The 19,934-nt window shown below is 35.7% G+C and carries 16 protein-coding genes; 5 read left to right on the forward strand and 11 right to left on the reverse strand.

The window, feature by feature from the left end; all coding sequences use genetic code 11:
• Positions 1–470: 470 nt before the first annotated feature.
• The 5 genes from ACIQ38_RS14470 to ACIQ38_RS14490 form a co-directional block, all read right to left on the reverse strand.
• On the reverse strand, positions 471–1,178 hold the full coding sequence (locus ACIQ38_RS14470; protein ID WP_402824465.1) for an ABC transporter ATP-binding protein: 708 nt from the start codon (positions 1,176–1,178) through the stop codon (positions 471–473).
• Positions 1,171–1,959: an ABC transporter ATP-binding protein gene (locus ACIQ38_RS14475; protein ID WP_402824217.1), complete on the reverse strand. Its 789-nt coding sequence runs from the start codon at positions 1,957–1,959 to the stop codon at positions 1,171–1,173. Before ACIQ38_RS14475 ends, ACIQ38_RS14470 begins: the two co-directional genes overlap by 8 nt.
• On the reverse strand, positions 1,949–2,899 hold the full coding sequence (locus tag ACIQ38_RS14480; RefSeq protein ID WP_402824220.1) for a branched-chain amino acid ABC transporter permease: 951 nt from the start codon (positions 2,897–2,899) through the stop codon (positions 1,949–1,951). Before ACIQ38_RS14480 ends, ACIQ38_RS14475 begins: the two co-directional genes overlap by 11 nt.
• 13 nt (positions 2,900–2,912) lie before the next feature.
• Positions 2,913–3,788, reverse strand: a complete 876-nt coding sequence (locus tag ACIQ38_RS14485; protein ID WP_402824223.1) for a branched-chain amino acid ABC transporter permease — start codon at positions 3,786–3,788, stop codon at positions 2,913–2,915.
• 88 nt (positions 3,789–3,876) lie between these two features.
• The gene (locus tag ACIQ38_RS14490) at positions 3,877–5,079 is read right to left on the reverse strand and encodes an ABC transporter substrate-binding protein (protein WP_402824226.1); all 1,203 of its coding nucleotides are present in this window, start codon (positions 5,077–5,079) and stop codon (positions 3,877–3,879) included.
• Between the two features lie 445 nt (positions 5,080–5,524).
• Here ACIQ38_RS14490 and pepF point away from each other — a divergent pair, with 445 nt between their 5' ends.
• Positions 5,525–7,333: an oligoendopeptidase F gene (gene pepF, locus ACIQ38_RS14495; RefSeq protein WP_402824229.1), complete on the forward strand. Its 1,809-nt coding sequence runs from the start codon at positions 5,525–5,527 to the stop codon at positions 7,331–7,333.
• A gap of 768 nt (positions 7,334–8,101) precedes the next feature.
• Here pepF and ACIQ38_RS14500 read toward each other — a convergent pair.
• The gene (locus ACIQ38_RS14500) at positions 8,102–9,571 is read right to left on the reverse strand and encodes a DHA2 family efflux MFS transporter permease subunit (RefSeq protein ID WP_402824232.1); all 1,470 of its coding nucleotides are present in this window, start codon (positions 9,569–9,571) and stop codon (positions 8,102–8,104) included.
• A 182-nt stretch (positions 9,572–9,753) separates the two neighbouring features.
• Here ACIQ38_RS14500 and ACIQ38_RS14505 point away from each other — a divergent pair, with 182 nt between their 5' ends.
• Entirely contained in the window at positions 9,754–10,638 is an 885-nt protein-coding gene (locus ACIQ38_RS14505; protein ID WP_402824235.1) for a TetR/AcrR family transcriptional regulator, read from the forward strand.
• The gene (locus ACIQ38_RS14510) at positions 10,638–10,916 is read left to right on the forward strand and encodes a hypothetical protein (protein WP_402824238.1); all 279 of its coding nucleotides are present in this window, start codon (positions 10,638–10,640) and stop codon (positions 10,914–10,916) included. The genes ACIQ38_RS14505 and ACIQ38_RS14510 overlap by 1 nt, the downstream gene beginning before the upstream one ends.
• A 312-nt stretch (positions 10,917–11,228) precedes the next feature.
• Here ACIQ38_RS14510 and ACIQ38_RS14515 read toward each other — a convergent pair whose 3' ends face one another.
• Positions 11,229–13,337 carry an RNA degradosome polyphosphate kinase gene (locus ACIQ38_RS14515; RefSeq protein ID WP_402824241.1) on the reverse strand — a complete coding sequence of 703 codons (2,109 nt, stop codon included), beginning with the start codon at positions 13,335–13,337 and terminating at the stop codon, positions 11,229–11,231.
• Between the two features lie 22 nt (positions 13,338–13,359).
• Positions 13,360–14,886, reverse strand: coding sequence for a Ppx/GppA phosphatase family protein (locus tag ACIQ38_RS14520; protein WP_402824244.1), 1,527 nt, complete (start codon positions 14,884–14,886; stop codon positions 13,360–13,362).
• A gap of 199 nt (positions 14,887–15,085) precedes the next feature.
• Here ACIQ38_RS14520 and ACIQ38_RS14525 point away from each other — a divergent pair, with 199 nt between their 5' ends.
• On the forward strand, positions 15,086–16,363 hold the full coding sequence (locus ACIQ38_RS14525) for an MFS transporter (protein ID WP_402824246.1): 1,278 nt from the start codon (positions 15,086–15,088) through the stop codon (positions 16,361–16,363).
• A 43-nt stretch (positions 16,364–16,406) separates the two neighbouring features.
• Here the strand turns inward: ACIQ38_RS14525 and ACIQ38_RS14530 are convergent, their stop codons facing one another.
• The 3 genes from ACIQ38_RS14530 to ACIQ38_RS14540 all read right to left on the reverse strand — a co-directional run bounded on the left by ACIQ38_RS14530 (position 16,407) and on the right by ACIQ38_RS14540 (position 18,457).
• A complete protein-coding gene (locus ACIQ38_RS14530) occupies positions 16,407–16,988 on the reverse strand; it encodes a YitT family protein (protein WP_402824249.1) in 582 nt (193 codons plus the stop codon).
• Between the two features lie 91 nt (positions 16,989–17,079).
• The gene (locus tag ACIQ38_RS14535; protein WP_402824251.1) at positions 17,080–17,562 is read right to left on the reverse strand and encodes a PaaI family thioesterase; all 483 of its coding nucleotides are present in this window, start codon (positions 17,560–17,562) and stop codon (positions 17,080–17,082) included.
• Between the two features lie 115 nt (positions 17,563–17,677).
• Entirely contained in the window at positions 17,678–18,457 is a 780-nt protein-coding gene (locus ACIQ38_RS14540; RefSeq protein WP_402824254.1) for a carbon-nitrogen family hydrolase, read from the reverse strand.
• Positions 18,458–18,543: 86 nt separating this feature from the next.
• Here ACIQ38_RS14540 and ACIQ38_RS14545 point away from each other — a divergent pair, with 86 nt between their 5' ends.
• A complete protein-coding gene (locus tag ACIQ38_RS14545) occupies positions 18,544–19,707 on the forward strand; it encodes a pyridoxal phosphate-dependent aminotransferase (RefSeq protein WP_402824257.1) in 1,164 nt (387 codons plus the stop codon).
• Positions 19,708–19,934: the final 227 nt, after the last annotated feature.

A 19,934-nucleotide genomic window follows, 5' to 3' on the forward strand; every position in this document is an offset into this window, starting at 1 on the left:
ATTTTATAAGTATTTATAAATCCTTGTAAATACAAGGTTTCCAATATACTGACATTCTATATATTTCCAAAAATTTTTCTCAATATTTTATTTATAAGCGTCTATTAAACTAGACTAATTTACCATAAGGTCTACTATAATTGTAATTTTATAGAAAATTAACAGGTCAATTATTTATTTTATTTTTCAAATTATATTTTGAAGATTAGTAATTAGTTCGACATCCGCAATAAAAAAGAGTTAAAATATGGTACTAAAGTAGTTCAGATAAGATTAAATTGAATAAGCAATTGCCACAAATGTTACTTCCTTTGGTGCGTCATATAAATTACTAGATTGTACTAAAATGCTCCATTGTTCTTTTGAAAGTTTTGAATCATTCACTAAAAAAGCAAACAAAAAAACAGGCGTAGAAAAGAGTCTTTTCTACGCCTGTTTCAATATATTGTCATACTTTACAGCCCGTCTTTTTAGTGACCACCTAAATATGCTTGTCGTACTTCTTCACTTGCTTGAAGTTCTTTGGCAGGACCAGATAGAACAACTCGCCCGGTTTCGATTACATAGCCACGACTTGCTACAGATAGCGCCATATTTGCATTCTGTTCTACTAATAAAACAGTTGTACCGTCTCGGTTAATATCTTCGATTACTTGAAAGATTGTTTTAACCATTAGAGGAGCTAACCCCATCGATGGTTCGTCTAGTAGAACTAGTTTCGGTTTTGCCATAATAGCACGCCCCATTGCGAGCATTTGTTGTTCTCCACCGGACAGTGTACCAGAATGTTGTTTTTTACGTTCTAAAAGTCTAGGGAAAATTTCGTATACTTTTTGCATATCATGATGGATTCCTGCTTTGTCTTTCCGTAAAAAAGCTCCTAATTCTAAGTTTTCTTCTACTGTAAGGTTTGCAAATACACGACGTCCTTCTGGAACATGTGATATTCCCGATTTCACAATCGTTTGAGCTTGTTTACCTGAGATTGATTTATCTAGAAATTCAATTTTTCCTTTTTTCGGTTTTAATAATCCTGATAGCGTTTTCAACAAAGTACTTTTACCAGCACCATTAGCCCCGATTAATGTTACAATTTCTCCTTCATTTACATCAATTGACACACCTTTAAGGGCTTGAATGTTGCCATAAAATACATCTATGTTTTCCACTTTAAGCATTGACATCGTGAACTTCCTCCCCCAAATAAGCCTCAATAACCTTAGGATGGTTACGGATCACTTCTGGTGACCCTTCCGCAAGAAGTTGACCATGGTCGAGCACATAAATTCGTTCACAAACACCCATAACTAAATTCATATCATGTTCGATTAGCAAAATAGTCAAATCGAATTTATTTCGAATAAAGGCGATTAAATCCATTAAATCTTTCGTCTCTTGGGGGTTCATCCCTGCTGCCGGTTCATCCAATAAAAGAAGTTTTGGACCAGCTGCCAAAGCACGAGCTATCTCTAGTCTTCGTTGCTGTCCGTATGGTAAATTTTTTGCTAACTCATCTTTATACTTATCTAAACTAAAAATTTTCAGAAACTCAATTGATTTTTCTTCCATTTCTTGTTCACCTTTAAAATGAGCCGGCAAACGTAATACGGAGCTGAGAATATTATGCTTAGCGAGTGAATGATAAGCAACCTTTACATTTTCTAATACAGACAAATCATTGAACAGCCGTATATTTTGAAACGTACGACTTATTCCTTTTCTAGTAACTTTAAAAGGAGGTAGCCCATTTACTCGTTCTCCATTGAAAATAATATCTCCTTCAGTAGGAACATAAACTCCAGTTAACAAGTTAAAACTAGTCGTTTTCCCAGCACCATTCGGACCAATGAGACCAACTAATTCTCCTTGATTTAATACTATATTTAAGTTTTGAACAGCTTTTAAACCACCAAACTGAATACCCGTATTTTTCACTTCTAATAAAGGCTTATTTTCCATGTTGGCCGCCTCCTTTTGGCGTTCTCCATAGTTTGAAATAGTCTGTAATTTCCATCGTACCCATTAATCCCTTAGGACGATATAACATTACTAATATTAAAACAAGACTATAAATAATCATGCGAGTTTCAGGGTATCCTTGGAGATATGTCGAAACTACGGTTAATAATATGGCTGAAAGTACAGCACCCGATAGACTACCAAGACCACCTAAAACTACGAATATTAGAATATCAAATGACTTTAAAAAGCCGAACTGACTTGGTTGGATAATATAGAAGTTATGTGAAAATAAAGCGCCTGCTACCCCAGCAAAGAATGAGCCGATTGCAAATGCAATTACTTTATAATACGTCGTATTTATCCCCATCGCATCAGACGCAATTTCATTTTCCCTTACAGAGATAGCTGCTAGACCATGCCGTGAGTTCGTAAAATTGACGATTACTATTATCGTAATCACGAGACAAACAAAGGCATATGTCCAAGTAGTTAAGTGGGATACTTGCATCCCAGCAGCACCACCTACAGCATCAATATTTAAGAATACAATACGGATAATTTCAGCAAATCCTAATGTAGCAATTGCTAAATAATCTCCTTTTAGCCTTAAACTCGGAATTCCAACAATTAATCCCGCTAGTGCAGCTACAAGACCACCAACAATAATGGCAACGACAAATGGAAGATGTAATTTCATTGTCATGATGGCTGAAAGGTACGCACCTACGGCTAAAAATCCAGCATGACCTATCGAAAATTGACCAGTAATACCGATTACCAAATGTAGGCTTACCGCTAAAATTATGTTGATGGCAATTAATATAAGTGTATTAGAATAAAATTGATTCAGCATTCCATTTGAAATTAATATTTGGACAACCGCATATACTAATACTGCCCCTATAATAAATGGCCAAAACTGTTTTGACTTTTTCATATTTATGTACCACCTACACTTTCTCTCGTGTATTTTTTCCGAAGATTCCAGATGGTCTAAAGATCAGAATTAATATTAAAATAACGAATGCCGCAGCGTCTCTCCATAAAGAGAACCCTAAAGCACTAACGATTGTTTCAACAACTCCGAGTACCAATCCGCCTACCATTGCTCCAGGAATTATTCCAATTCCACCAAGAACCGCAGCAACAAATGCTTTCACACCTGGGATTACTCCCATTAGAGGGTCAATCTTTGTATAATATACACCGAATATTACACCCGCTGCTCCAGCTAAAGCTGAACCAATAGCAAATGTTGCAGATATTGTATTGTCTACATTGATTCCCATCAATTTAGCCGCTTCTGTATCATGCGAAACCGCGCGCATCGCTTTTCCAGTTTTCGTTTTGTGTACAATAAACTGTAACAAAATCATCAGTACAACAGAAACCGAAAGAATTAGTATCGATTGAATGCTAATTTGAGCACCTAAAAATTCAAAAGAACGATTGGAGAATATATTAGGATATGCTTCTGGTTGAGCCCCTCTAATATAAATCACTCCATATTCAATCAGTAACGATACACCGATTGCTGTAATAAGTGCAGCAATTCTAGTTGCATTTCGTAAACGTTTATACGCAATACGTTCAATAATCACACCAAATAATGCACACGCTGCCATCGAAAGGATAAGCGCTGGGAAAAACCCTAACCCAAAGACAGTAATCGAATAAAATCCAATGAAAGAACCAACCATGAACACATCCCCGTGTGCAAAGTTGATTAATTTAATAATTCCGTAAACCATCGTGTAACCAAGGGCAATTAATGCATATATACTGCCGAGTGAAATACCATTAATCAATTGCTGTAACCATTCCATCTATTTTCACTCCTTAAAGTCTCTCTATTTCAATTAGTTAGAAATAAAAGAGGAGGGAAATAATCCCCCCTCTATAATTAGGCTTATCTTAAGGATTAACTTTTGTGTTAAATACTTGTTTCCCATCTACAAATTCAATAATTACAGCTGATTTTATCGGATGGTGATTTTCATCAACAGAATATAATCCTGTTACTAATTCTAATTGGTCAGTAGCTTCAATTGCTTCTTTAATTTTTGTACCATCTGTAGATCCTGCACGTTCAATTGCATCTTTCAATAAATAAACAGAATCATACCCAAGTGCGTTGAATGAGTTAGGCTCTTTTCCGTATTTCTTAGAAAAGCTCTCTGCAAATGCTTTTGCTTTTCCATCTGGATCATCAGCAGAATAAGCGGTAATAATGAACGTGTTATTTAATGCATCTGCTCCAGCTAAGTCAACGATTGTTGGAGAATCCCAACCATCAGCACCCATTAATGGAACAGTAATTCCTAGTTCACGAGCTTGTTTAACAATTAATCCTACTTCTTCATAATATCCAGGGATAAATACAAATTCAGGATTAGAAGACTTGATACGCGTTAGTGTAGAACGGAAATCAGTATCTTTTGCAACATAAGACTCTTCAGCAACAATAGTACCACCAGCTGCTTCAAAATCTTTAATGAATGAAGCCGCAAGACCTTTCGCGTAATCACTCGCATTGTCCGCATAAACTGCTGCAGTTTTCACTTTTAATTCGTTAGAAGCAAAGTTTGCAGCTACTGTACCTTGGAATGGGTCAATAAATGCTGTACGGAATGTGAATGGATTTACTTTTCCATCATCCCCAACAGTTACAGTTGTACTTGTACCAGATGGAGAAATCATTGGTGTTTTAGTATCTGTTGCAATTTGCACTTGAGCAACTGAGGCACCACTTGTAGCAGCCCCGATAATCGCAACTACTTTATCTTGACTCGTTAACTTAATGGCAGCACTAGTTGCCTCCGCAGCGTCAGATTTATTATCAACTTTAATAAGTTCAATTTGTTTTCCATCAATACCACCATCGGCATTGATTTCCTCTACAGCTAGATCGATAGCATCTGCCTCAGAAGTACCGTATGATGCTACAGCTCCTGAAAGCTCAAGATTGGCACCTATTTTAATAGTGTCTCCCCCACTTGCACTGCTTCCTTCTCCCCCATTTGAACTAGTACCTTCTTCCCCTCCTGCACATCCCGCTAGCACCCCTACTAGTAGAGAAGAAGCAAGAAATAATGAAGCAAATTTTGATTTCTTCATAAATAAAACCCCCTGTTTTAGTTTGACAATTCTGAATATATAAGTCCTACTACTTACCATTCTCTTATTTTGGTAAGAAACTATTCAGAAACTATCAAGTTGTTGTTGTGAACAACTTCATTGTAAAACAAAGTTTATATTCAGTCTATACTAATTTTTCTTTTAGTTCTAAAATTTCTGAAATTACACTAAAATAATATTTCGAAAACATGTATAAATCCTTTTAAATAAAGGGTTTTCACTGTTATTTCCTATCGAATATTCATTAAAAATTATGCTCAATATATTTTTTGAAATATCCTTTTAAAGTATTTTTTTATCATGATTACTAATATATTTGTAAAATAATTGTAAAATGAAAGTTATAAGATTATTTTTACATTACCTATATTGTTCTGTATACTAGAAAATAGTTCGACATCCGTAATAAAAGGAGAGATGAAAAATGGTACAAAAGTTACCTAACCGAGAAGAAGTAAAAGTAGAAGAAACATGGAATTTAGCTCATTTATTCGAAACAGAGGAGGATTTTACAAATTCATTAGAATCAATTGAGAAAGAAGTCCAGCAATTTGTCACAAAATATAAAGGAAAAGTAAATAATGCTACGATTATAGTAGAAGCATTAACCGATTATTCGGCATTATATGAAAAAATTGTACCTGCAGGAACTTATGCTAGTCTTTCTTTAAGTACAGACCAAACAAACACTACAGCGCAAATGAGAGCCAATAAATACGGTTCACTTTACGCTAAAATAAGTAGTGAACTTTCTTTTTTAACAAGTGAACTTTTAGAACAACCAGACAAAATAATCACAGAAGCAACTAAACTTGCACCAACATTCCAATTGTATTTAGACAAGTTATTAGAGAAGAAAAAATATCAATTGCATCCAGAAGTAGAAAAAACCCTTGCTGCTTACTCTGCGTCTTTTAATGCGCCATATAAATTGTATAACACGACCAAAATGCAGGATATCTCTTTCGAAAACTTTGAAGTAGATGGCAAATCATATCCATTAAGCTATGTATCTTTTGAAAATGATTGGGAAGCCGAATCAGATCCAGCTATTAGACGAGCTGCATTCGAATCTTTTTCTAAGAAACTAAAAGAATACCAACATACGACGGCTACAACCTATGATATGCATGTGCAAATGGAAAAAACGACTGCTGATCTTCGAGGATATGACTCTATTTTTGATTATCTACTATTCAATCAAGAAGTAGATCGCAGTCTATACAATCGTCAAATTGACTTAATCATGAGCGAGCTTGCGCCACATATGCGTAAATATGCAAAATTACTTCAAAAAGTGCACGGCTTAGAAAAAATGACATTCGCCGATTTAAAAATTTCATTAGACCCAACTTATGAGCCGTCCATTTCGATCGAGGAATCCAAAAAGTATATCGACGATGCATTAGCTATAATGGGTGAAGAATATTTGGAAATGGTGGACCGTGCGTACAAAGAGCGTTGGATCGATTTTGCACAAAATACTGGTAAGTCGACTGGGGCATTTTGTTCTAGCCCATATGGTAACCACCCATATATCCTTATCTCGTGGTCTTCTAGAATGAATGAAGTATTCGTACTTGCTCATGAGCTAGGACATGCCGGTCATTTTTATCACGCAAATAAAGAACAAACAATTTTTAATGCAAGACCTTCTTTGTATTTTATCGAAGCCCCTTCTACGATGAATGAAATGCTTGTAGCGAATCATTTACTGGCAAACTCGGATGATCCGAAATTTAAACGTTGGGTTATTTCTTCTATTGTGGCACGCACTTACTACCATAATTTTGTTACGCATTTATTGGAAGCTGCTTATCAACGAAAAGTATATGAGCGGGTCAATCAAGGACTAAATGTCAATGCACAAATTTTGAATGAATATAAACGTAGCGTGTTGGAAGAATTTTGGGGTGATGCAGTAGAAATATCGGACGGTGCTGAACTTACTTGGATGCGCCAACCACATTACTATATGGGATTGTATCCATATACGTATAGCGCAGGCTTAACGATTTCTACACAAGTCGCAAAACGCATTTTAAACGAAGGTCAAGTTGCTGTAGACGAGTGGACAGAAGTACTTAAAGCAGGAGGAACAAAATCACCTGTCGACTTAGCAAAAATGGCTGGAGTAGATATTACGACAGATGAGCCATTACGAGATACAATTGCTTATATCGGCTCGCTGATCGATGAGTTAATCAGTCTTACGGAAGAAATTGAACAATAAGCCCTGAAAGTTTGAAAGGAGCCTGAAGTGATATATATACTTCAGGCTCCTATTTGTGTTTTCCAACTAAACTTTATTCAGCCGAGGAACAAAAGCACATACGTCTGCTCTGCCCCGATTCAGTAAAAAGAATTTCGAATGGAATGAAACGCATAATAAGGATAATGCGTCGTAGAGAGTTCAATAAGGAGGCCTCTATATTTCCCCTTGGCAAGTGACGAGCCCCTGCGTCGCTAACGCTCTTGCAGGGTCACACACCTTCGAGCGAAATTCCAAAGAATGGCTAAGGGCAATCAAAAAGCTGTTGAAAGCAACTAATTCTACACTGAAAGCAATTAAAATCAGCATGAAAGCAACTAAATTGCAGATGAGAGCAACTAATTTATTACAATATTAAGTTTACTTGGAGTGAGACGACGCTTATTTTTACATATTATAGAAACAATATACCTAAAAGCTCGCCTAACTTGCCTAGCCGGACATCTGCTCGACTGGTTGGTCGTGTTCAGCGGTCGCTTTGTGGCATTCACAGTGGATATTGTCTCATTCAACCATTTATTGTAAATATCAGACTCCAATTAGTTAGTATTTTCCATTTATTTTCTTGATAGGATGTCGACTCCTGCCGGATGAGTGGTTACCTTAAGATGCATTATCCCTATACTACGCTCAAAACTATAAATACAAATTTAATGTTTTTATAAAGTTATCCACATGTAAAAAATTTTATAGTATCCTAAACGAAAAAAAAGCTAAACCATGGTCGGCTTAGCTTTCTGTTCTTACTTTTACTCTTTTAACAAATAAAGACAATATTAACGCTACTAAAGTAACGAGTGTTGCGATAAAGAATGTGTGATTAATACCTTCAAGCATCGCTTTCATTCCTAAATCTAGTTTAAACTGAGCAAGTCCTTCTTGAGTCGCTGGCATGTTCCCTGCTGCTGCCGCCTCTCCAGCAAGTCTTTCTGCAGAAGTTTCCATTCTCGCATTCATAATCGTTAAGAATATCGCAGATCCGATAGCACCAGAAACTTGTTGCAATGTATTATTCATCGCAGTACCATGCGGATTCATGTTCATCGGTAATTGGTTTAACCCATTTGTCATAATAGGCATCATTACCATCGACATACCGAACATACGAAGCGTATAAATTCCCATAATGTAATAATAACCGGTATCTTGCGTAAATTCACTCATAAAATGAGTAGCGATCGCCGTAATCGTAAGTCCAGTGATTGCTAAAATACGAGCACCATATTTATCGAAAATTTTCCCTGTAATTGGTGACATAATCGCCATTGCAAGTGCCCCAGGTAGCATCAATAGACCTGAATGGAACGGAGAAATCCCACGAATATTTTGTACATAAAGCGGTGTTAAAATCATCCCAGAAAACATTGCAGCAGATACAACTATTGAAATAATAGATGATAATGTGAACATCGGGTATTTGTAAATTCTTACATCTAACATTGGTTCTTCTAAGCGCAGCTGTCTCCACACAAAAAGAACTAATGCGATAAATCCAATAATGATTGTTCCATAAACGATTGGAGAATCCCAACCTTTATCCCCTGCTGTACTAAAGCCATATAATAACGACCCAAAACCTATACTTGATAAGATAAGTGAAAATACGTCCAAACTTACTTTGCTATTAGGCGTAATATTACGCAGTTTAAAAATAGCAAATAATAATACGATTACTGCAAATGGTAAAATAAATTCAAATAGCGCTCTCCATTTGTAATGTTCTAAAATAAACCCTGATAAAGATGGTCCAATTGCTGGAGCCAAAATCATGACTAACCCAAACATCCCCATTGCCGCACCACGACGCTCAATCGGAAAAGCAGATAACATAACGTTCATTAATAATGGCATCATCATTGCAGAACCTGCTGCTTGAATCATTCGCGCTGCGATTAAAACGCCAAAAGCAGGAGCCATAGCGGCTAATAATGTACCAGCTGTAAAAAATACCATCGCTGTGATAAATAATTTTCTATTAGAAAATCGTTGTACAAAAAAAGCACTTGCTGGTATTAATATTCCGTTTACTAACATATATCCTGTTGTTAGCCATTGTACTACAGTAGGCTTCACATCAAACTCATTCATAATGGTTGGCAAAGCTACATTTAATAGTGTATTATTCAAAAACGCAATGAATGCACCTACAAAAAGGATAGCAATCATTGCATAGGGTGGTTTTTGTTGCATTTCTTTCATTACTTTCGTTCCTCCTATTTTATTAAAGCTTCTCTCTATTTCTGTCTTATAACACTTGAACATTTTATACTCATCGTCCAAAAAAAGCAAATAAAAAATTTCAATCAACTAAAATAGTTTGATAAACGTTGATTTAACAGTTATTATATGAATTATACTACTAGTCTAAAGGTGATTAATATATGAATACTAAAAAACGAAATGTTTTAGTAGCGGCGCAAAAGCTTTTTATTGAAAAAGGTTTTAGGTCCACTACTGTAAACGATATTATAGAAGAAGCAAATGTCTCCAAAGGTACTTTTTATAATTATTTTTCCTCTAAAAATGAATGTATTATTGCCATATTGGAAAATGCACGACAGGAAACGGTGATCAAGAGAAGAGAAATTCATGCAAAGCAAAATAGTTCCGATATAAATGTATTATCGAAACAAATGTCCGTTCGATTCATTGTCTTTCAAGAACATAATTTATTTCCTCTTTTTGCATCAATTATTAACTCACAAGACGTGGATCTTCGTGACCTGATTAAACGGAATTATCTCGAAGAAATTAGCTGGCTTTCTAGTCGATTAGTTGATGTCTTTGGTGAACAAACAAAAAATGTATCTACAGATTGTGCAGTACTATCACTTGGCATGATTCAACAATTACAACATCCTTGGATCAATCAAGCCGCTAATATTTCCTTTGATCAATTAATTCATTTTATCCTTAGACGAATTAAAACGATCATTTATGAGATGGCGGATACAAACGATTCCTTACTTGGTAACTCATTTTTTGAACTAAATATAGAAACACCCTCTGTAACAAAGGAGCAAGTAATGGAGCTGTTAGAAACCTTTTATTTGGAAGAAAAAGAATCATTTTCTCCAAATATCACACAAGCACTTGAATTTATACGAGAAGAATTGTCGACTGAAACTCCAAGAATCTTTTTGCTAGAAAATATTCTTCCTGCTTTGACTGAAAGCTTTAATGGAAGTCAACTAGAACAAAAATCTACCATTATCATTTACAAACTTTGGAAACTTTTGGATGGTTGGAAAGTAGGTCAAGCATAATGGACAAAGTAATTTCGCAGTATCAAGAGGATGAAAACGTGATGATTCAGTTGTTCGCTAGCTGGTGTGCAAATCATCAATTAGATGCATTATCGTTGTATACACAAGCCTACCCTGAACAAGAAAAGAATATACTGCTTGAAAAAGCAGTGGAAGAAATAGTTACAGCCCCGGTAACAATAGATACAGAAACTCTTTTAAATGTGCTACAACTTTTCGGTAATGAAGATCTTGCTTTCGTTGTTTCCGAAGAAGCGGATAAACTAAAAAAGCGCTAGATGTGCAGGAGCAATCGGCAATTTGGTGATGCTATATTTATAAAAGCCTCATTTCTGGCCGAATTACTATAGAGAAGGACTGAGCAGCCAAAATTGCATCTTTGGCTGCTTTTACCTATATAGGAAATTAGCTACTCTTTCGTTCGTAAAAGCTTTGGCCTACAATTACAAAAAATGTGTAGAGCTGCGACAAAATCGCATCTCTACACATCAAATAATATAGAACTCATTCCGTACAAAGCACCCATACATATAGTTCAATAATTGTTCATTCAATCTATTAATGTATTAAATATTTTTGGTTAATGAAACTTACACAAGTTGGATGTGACTAGATGCTTGCTCCAAAAAAATCCGCTGACTGTTCATAGGTTTTCCATCAATTTCTTTATAATGGTAAATGCCATTGGAATCTTGCACTCTTGCTTTAGCGGTATCTTGAAGTTCAATATCTAAAATACCCATCACCCTCTTTTTAATAGATGGTGCTAACACTGGAAACAAAATCTCCACTCGTTTTACCATATTTCGAGTCATCATATCTGCCGAAGATAAATATAATCGACTTGCTCCATTTCTATAAAACCAATAAATTCTGGAGTGCTCTAAAAATCTTCCTACTATACTCGTAACAGTAATATTTTCACTTACTCCAACAATTCCAGGACGTAAACAGCATATACCTCGCACGATTAAATCGATTTTCACTCCAGCAGTGGACGCTTCATACAATTTTACGATTAAGTCTTTATCGGTCAGTGAATTCATTTTGAGTTTAATATGCCCATTTGAATAATTTCGATGATATTCTATTTCTTCATCGATCAAATATAAAAACTTATCTCGAATGTCATACGGGGAAACAACGAGTTTTTCATACTCTGGTTTATTCGTATATCCACTTAAATAGTTGAAAAATTGCGTTGCGTCGGAACCGATGCGCTTATTAGTCGTAATAATCCCCATATCTGTATAAATTCTAGCGGTTTTATCATTATAATTCCCAGTGCCTAAATGGACAAATTGCTCGATCCGATTGTTACGACTTCTAATAACCAAGGTAATTTTAGAATGTGTTTTTAAATTATGCATGCCGTATATTACAAGACAACCAGCTTTTTCAAGCTCTCGCGCCCAATGTACATTATTTTCTTCATCAAATCGCGCTTTTAGTTCAACAAGTACAGTCACTTGTTTTCCATTTTCAGCGGCTCTTTTTAAAGCCAAAATAATCGGCGAGTTACCGCTCACTCTGTATAATGTTTGTTTTATCGCCAGCACTTGTGGGTCATCCGCCGCTTTATCAATGAAATCAATAATAGGTTGGAAAGATTCATATGGATGATGGAAAAATAAATCCTGTTTTAATGCTTTGGCAAAAATATCTTCATCACTCGCTAAATCTTTCGGGGCTTGAGGTATAAAAGGCTCGTAAAATAGTTCATTATAATTTCCTTCAAAAAATTGAATAAAGGAAAATAAAAAAGTAATATCAAGCGGACCATGTATTTTATACACATCGTCGCGATGTATTTCTAACTGCTCCAACAAATAATTCAAAACCTTTTGTTGAATTTCACTCGTTTTAACTTCCAGCCTACTTACAGCGCCCCATTTTCTCTTTTTTAATTCCTTTTCTATTTCAATGAGTAGATCTCGTGCCCCTTCTTCATGTATGGTTAAATCAGCATTACGCGTAATTCGAAAAGGATTCGCATGTTTTACTACATATCCGTGAAACAACTTAGAAATATTCGCAATAATAACATCTTCCAATAATACTGCAGCGAATGTGTCATCTTTCGTTGATACTCGGATAAATCTTCTTAAAACGGATGGCACTTGTACAATCGCAATTTTGTTTTGTTCATTGATTTTTTCACTGCTGCCCACCTCTTCTACCATCACTAATATGTTCATTGTTTTACTCAACAATATAGGAAATGGTCGGTAAGCATCTACTGCAACGGGGGTGAGTATTGGGAAAATTTCTTCCTCAAAAATAATTTGTAGTTCTTTTACTTGTGCTTTCGATAACTGGGAATATTTCAATAAGGAAATACCATGCTTCGGCAGATGATTTCCGACCAACTCTTTATATATAGCCATTTGCCTTTCAACTAACTTTTTCGTAATAGTTGATATTTGTGCTAATTGTTCTTTTGGTGTGAGCCCGGCTTTATTTTCTGGTTTATTGAAACCTGCCCTCACTTGATCTTGAAGACCTGCTACTCGCACCATAAAGAATTCATCTAAATTGGAACTAAAAATAGCTAAAAACTTTAAACGTTCTAAGAGTGGGTTTGCATCATCTTCCGCTTCCTGTAATACCCGTTCATTAAAAGCTAACCAACTTATTTCTCGATTATTATAATTAGCATAGTCATTAAATGGATGATCATCTACAATTACTTGGTTCATAATATCGTATCCTCCATTTCGTTTAAAAAATTATTTTTACATGATTATTAACGATTTTCTCCAGATGTTTTGTTAGTTTTTCAGCTTGATACTTTTCCAACATATAATTCCCTTCTACTGAAAAAGTAAGAACAATTTCCTCCGATGATTTTGTTAAAGAAACTTCTTTAATATTCGAACGCCCTAACACATCGATGCCTTTAGTAAAACGAATTAATGCACCAATATCTCTCAATTTTTTTAAGTCATTTCCTTGTAACACACTTTCAAATGCAGCTACGTACTGTTTAAACGTATCCTTATTTTTATATGATGCTAAAAGAGCTAGTTTTAATCGGTCTTCATTGGATAGGCCGTCAATCGTTAAATTGGTTAATAAATAGAAAGTATGCTGACTCACAGCATCTTGATCGATGTGCTCTCCTATATAAAATAATATGTATGCATAGCGCAATAGTTGCTCATTTTCTAATGGTTCTATATAGTCCCACTCGATAAATTGTTTATAAATAGATGTGAAAATAGCATATAAATGCAATGTATCTTCTTCCAACACATTGAATTTGCCCAAAACATGACGCACCGCATTTTGCTTCACTTCATGTACATGAAACTCTGATGGAAACTTCTCCACTAACTGCGAGAAAACGATCCCTTCTCTTAGTCCCCGTTTACTATATATAAACGAAGGAGCATTCACTTTGTCCATAAACAGCCGGAATGTTTCCAAAGCTGGAACAATAATGTCAGCTCGATCACTTGATAAACCATCTATTTTTTTCAGCTCATTTATAGAGCAATGAGCAAATTGGGAACTAATTTCTTGTAAATCTACAGCAGTTAACTCATATTGATGTATACCATTCAAAGGATAATTTTTTCGTTGCTGATCTACTTGTGCAATATTACGTGCACTTCCTCCGATTGCAATAATAGGTATTTGGACATTATGCAACCAAGTGAGTGCTCGTAAATGTTCATTCACATATTCCCTTAACTGAATCTTTTCTTGGTGGGTCATTTCCGCATTTTGCATAAACTTTTTAGTTAATGAAACAGCACCAAATGGGATACTATGCATATGAATTAGCTCTTTGTTTTCAAACAACGTAATTTCTGTACTGCCGCCACCCATATCAATCGTTATGGCTGTTTCTATACTAGTAGAATGAATAACTGCCAAATATCCATAATATGCTTCATCATCGGTAGAAATGATAGTTAGTGACAAACCTAATTTACTTTCTATATATGCTAAAATCTCTTCCTTATTTTCGGCTTGACGAATCGCTGCTGTTGCAGCCGCAAACACATGCTGTACTTGTATATCTGCTAGAATTTCTTTGAATTTTGTCAGTGTTTCTAAAAGTATTTGAATACCATCCTCCGTCAATTTTCCAGTAGAGTCGATATACATACTAAGACGCGCAACCGTTTTAAAATTATGATGTTCTACCAATCCTTGCAAGAAGTTATAACTGTATATTACTAGACGAATAGAGTTCGATCCTATATCAATAATTGCTTTTCGATTTGTCATTGTGTTCATTAGCTCCTACTCCTCTATTAAATTATTTTAAACGCAACTGCCCTATATATTTGTAAATGTTTTGTAAATTTTAAATTTAATCAATTTCATTATTTAGAGATACCATTGTTAAATTCTCGTAATTTTTCACAATTTTTTCCCTTGATGCTTTTGAATCATGTACAATAAGGAAAACGACGATAGGGGGATTAACAGACAGATGAAAAAGTTCACCAAAGAGGAGAACAGTTGGTCATTTTACGACTGGGGATCATCGGCATATTCGATCACTATTACTACTGCAGTATTTCCTATATTTTATAAATCTTCGGCAACTTCCGCTGGGGTAGACGCTGCTGATTCTACCGCTTATTTAGGATATACGATTGCTATATTTACGTTTATTCTAGCAATGCTCGGCCCCATTTTAGGAACAATTGCTGATTATCGTGGGATGAAAAAGAAATTTTTCACTTTTTTCTTTGTACTCGGCGTGACATTTACTGCGATGCTTGCATTTATACCTTTTGATAATTGGTTACTCTTACTTATTTGTTACACATTAGCAGCACTTGGTGCAACTGGTGCAAATGTGTTTTATGACGGATTTATCGTCGACGTGACGACTAATGAACGCATGCATAAAGTATCTTCCAGAGGATATAGTCTTGGCTATATCGGAAGTACTATACCCTTTTTAATTAGTATTATCATCATTGTGTTATCTCAACAAGGAATAATTGCTTTATCTACTACTAATGCTAGCCGAATTGCTTTTCTCATTACAGCCATTTGGTGGATTATTTTTTCTATTCCATTGTTTAAAAATGTGCAACAAATTCACTATATCGAACGAGAAGGAAGACCAATTATCCAAAGCTTTAAGCGCTTAGGTAAAACCTTCAAAGAAATACGTCAATATAAAGCATTGTTCTTATTTTTACTAGCATACTTTTTCTATATTGATGGAGTTGGCACCGTTATTAATATGTCTACCGCATATGGGACAGATTTAGGATTAAGTGCTACTAGTTTATTAATCGTTCTTTTTGCTACCCAAGTTGTTGCAGCTCCTTTTGCGCTTTTATATGGGAAGCTTGCAGGGAAATTTTCTGAAAAGAAAATGTTGTATGTAGGAATCATCGTCTACATTATAGTGTGTACGTATGCCTTCTTCTTAGAAACTGTAGTCGATTTTTGGATTTTGGCCATGTTAGTTGCGACTTCCCAAGGTGGTATCCAAGCACTTAGTCGATCTTATTTTGGCAAACTTGTACCAAAGGAAAATTCCAATGAGTTTTTTGGTTTTTATAATATTTTCGGAAAGTTTGCTGCCATTATGGGACCTTTATTAGTCGCTTTTACAGCTCAAATCACAGGCAAATCTAATTACGGGGTATTTAGTTTAGTAGTTTTATTTATTATTGGATTCATCATTTTATCTAGAGTACCAGAACCAAAAACTAGTCCAGCTGTAGATGAAGTTGGCGCAAACTAATAAAAGAGAAGGTGTAGATTATCTCTACGCCCTCTCTTTTCCTTTAATAATGCTTTTTTAAGATAAACGAGGTAGTAATTCCAACAGAAATTACCGTTATACAAGAATAGATGAAAGAAACTGCTTCAACTAGTATACTACCAACGGAAACTATTACAACATCAATGGATAAAATACAAAGTCCCGGATTGATATGTAAGCGTCTAGCAAGCATTTGCGCAAGTAAATCAGTTCCTCCTATTGTGATGCTAGAACGTAGCATGATACCTACTCCAACCCCGATCAATAGCCCACCGCAAATCGCTCCAACCAGTCCAGATGATATGAATTTCTCCCCAACAATATGTAAAGGATATAAAAAATCAATGACGACGGAAGAGACTAGTAGTCCATGTATTCCGTTGTAAAAAAAAGGACGATAATAAAACCAGGCTAAAAGAAAAATCGGCACACTTATACATAGAATTGCAATACCTACTTTTACCTCTACTAAATAATGAATGATTAAACCTAATCCAATTCCCCCTCCATCTAATAAATGAAAAGGAACTAGAAAGAAATTAATCCCCAGCGCAATGAATATACTACCAATTAAAATGATCAGCGTTTTATTGAAAAAATACATTTTCCCCTCCTTCCACTAATTCATATATATGATTAAACGCACAAAAAAACACAGGAATTTGAATATCCTGTGTTTTAAATCTATTGTTAGATTAAGTTGTTGCTGCAAAAGTTGCTGGCATGACAACCGCTACTACTTCCCCTTTAGCACATAGCGTATCTCCGGCAAAAACTTCCGTTGTCACTTTCCATTTCTTTGGATGAATTTCTTCGATTGTGCCAACAGCTTTAAGCATTACTTTTTGTGGCGTCGGCTTTAAGAAATCCACATGTAAAGATCCAGTAACAAATCTTGGCGGTACTTCTTCACTTCCTGGTTCAAAACCATTTTTACGGTGTAATGCAAGTGAAGCAGAGCCTGTCCCATGGCAATCGATAAGCGAAGCGATTAATCCACCATAGACAAAGCCTGGAATCGCAATATGCTTTTCGATTGGATCATAGATAGTCTCTGTATGGTCCCCATTCCATACAGTTCGGAAATGATAGCCTTCATCATTTAACCGTCCACAACCAAAACACCACGCAAAATCGTCTGGATAATCATCTTGTATTGCTCGAACGTCATTTGTCATTTCTTTTCTCCCCCTTTTCAACTACCATTCTATTATACTTATATTTGTTTGAAAAATGCAAAAAAGATAGACTACTCAGTAAAAAGACTGTAGAGTACTTCTACAGTCTAGTAAATTAGTTATAAATTTCTTCTCTTCTATCCGAAAACACTGGTATACGCCCTCGTACATCATCTATTTCTTCTAGATTAATATCGACGATTTGCACACATTCCTCGTCTCCACCATTCCACAAAATCTCTCCCCAAGGACTTATTACCATAGAATTCCCACCAAATTCATTATGTGGGTCTCTGCCAACTCGATTCACCGCTATAATATAGCTTTGGTTTTCGATTGCTCTTGCTTGCAACAATATTTTCCAATGATCGATTCGTTTAGTCGGCCATTGCGCCGGTACAAACATAACTTTTGAACCATTTAGTGAATGCACTCTCGTCCATTCAGGAAAACGCAAGTCATAGCAAATGATTCCACCCATTTGTACGCCATCAAGTGTAAATAGATTTTTTTCATTACCAGCTTCAAAGTAAAGATGTTCATCCATCAATTTGATCAAATGTGCTTTGTCATATTCGGCTACAACTTCACCCAAAGTATTCGTAACATACATAGTGTTGTAAAACTTTTCCCCTTTTTTTATCGAAACAGAACCTCCAACGATATGTACATTTAATTCTTTGGAGAGCTCTGACAATAGTTTTTTTGCTTCTTCTCCATTCACATCTGCGATTTCTTCTAATCGAGTTAAATCATATCCCGAATTCCACATTTCTGGTAATACGACTACATTTGCTCCACTTGAAGCTGCCTCTCGAATTTGTTTCTCTACATTTTTAAAATTTTCTTTTGGCTTACCAAAAACAATATCTGATTGAACACAAGCAACTTTCATCTCGACACCACCTATAGACATAATACTAAAAAGATTATAAGATTTGACTAATATATGCAACTATTAAGAAAAAAGAGGTAACGTACATGGACTTTTCAAATCGATTAAAAAATCTACCAACACAATTTTTTGCTTCTCTTGTTCAAAAAGTAGCTATCGCAGTGGCGGAAGGAAGAGATGTTATCAATCTGGGTCAAGGAAATCCAGATCAACCAACTCCTGAACATATTGTGAAAGCACTACAAGAAGCTGCCGCCAATCCTGGATCCCATAGATATTCCCCTTTTAGAGGTACAAATGATTTCAAACAAGCTGCTGCTGACTTTTATAAACGGGAGTACAATGTGGACATAGACCCGCATACAGAAGTAGCAATTATGTTCGGTACAAAAATAGGATTAGTAGAATTACCACTGGCAATAATGAATGAACAAGAATTGATGTTGCTTCCTGATCCAGGCTATCCGGATTATTTGTCTGGTGCGGGTCTTGCAAATGTTCGATTTGATACAATGCCACTACTGGAAGAAAATGAATATTTACCAGATTACAGCAAGTTAACGGCAGAACAAAAACAAGCGGCAAAATTAATGTATTTAAATTATCCTAATAACCCGACAGGCGCTACCGCAACAAAAGATTTTTTTGAAGAGACTGTGTTACTAGCAAAAGAGTCGGATATTGCCGTTGTGCATGATTTTGCATATGGGGCTGTAGGATTCGATGGCGTAAAACCAATAAGCTTCCTGGAAGTAGAAGGTGCTAAAGAAGTCGGAGTGGAAATGTATACACTATCCAAAACATATAATATGGCAGGCTGGCGTGTGGGATTTGCGGTAGGAAATGCAAAAATGATTGAAGCGATTAATATTATTCAAGATCATTTATTCGTAAGTCTCTTCCCTGCTGTTCAATCTGCAGCAGCTGCAGCTCTTAACGAAAGCCAACAATGCGTAGATGACTTGGTTGCATTGTATGAAGGTAGACGAAATGCATTAGTAGAAGCATGTTCGAAAATTGGTTGGGATGTAAAAGCACCTCAAGGTTCTTTCTTTGCATGGTTGCCTGTTGCTAAAGGATATACAAGTGAAGAATTCGCGGATTTACTACTAGCTAAAGCGGATGTTGCGGTTGCTGCGGGTAATGGCTTCGGTACATTTGGCGAAGGCTACGTGCGAGTAGGTTTGTTAGTGGATGAAGAAAGATTAGTAGAAGCTGTGGAACGAATTGCTAAACTAGAGTTGTTTTAAGAATGTGGCTGTCTCGAAAGTTACACTTTTGGGACAGTCTTTTTGTTGGTTGAGTAAAAGTGTTAATTTATAAACGTGCAACATTTATTAATACTAGTCAGACTCATCGATGTCTCACTCCAAGAATACTTGATGTTATAAGAATTAGTTGCTCTCGTCGGCAAATTAGTTGCTCTCGCACTGATTTTGGTTGCTTTCAAACTAGAACTAGTTGCTTTCAATGATTG

The organism is Psychrobacillus sp. NPDC096389, assembly GCF_044762855.1.
Lineage (GTDB): Bacteria > Bacillota > Bacilli > Bacillales_A > Planococcaceae > Psychrobacillus.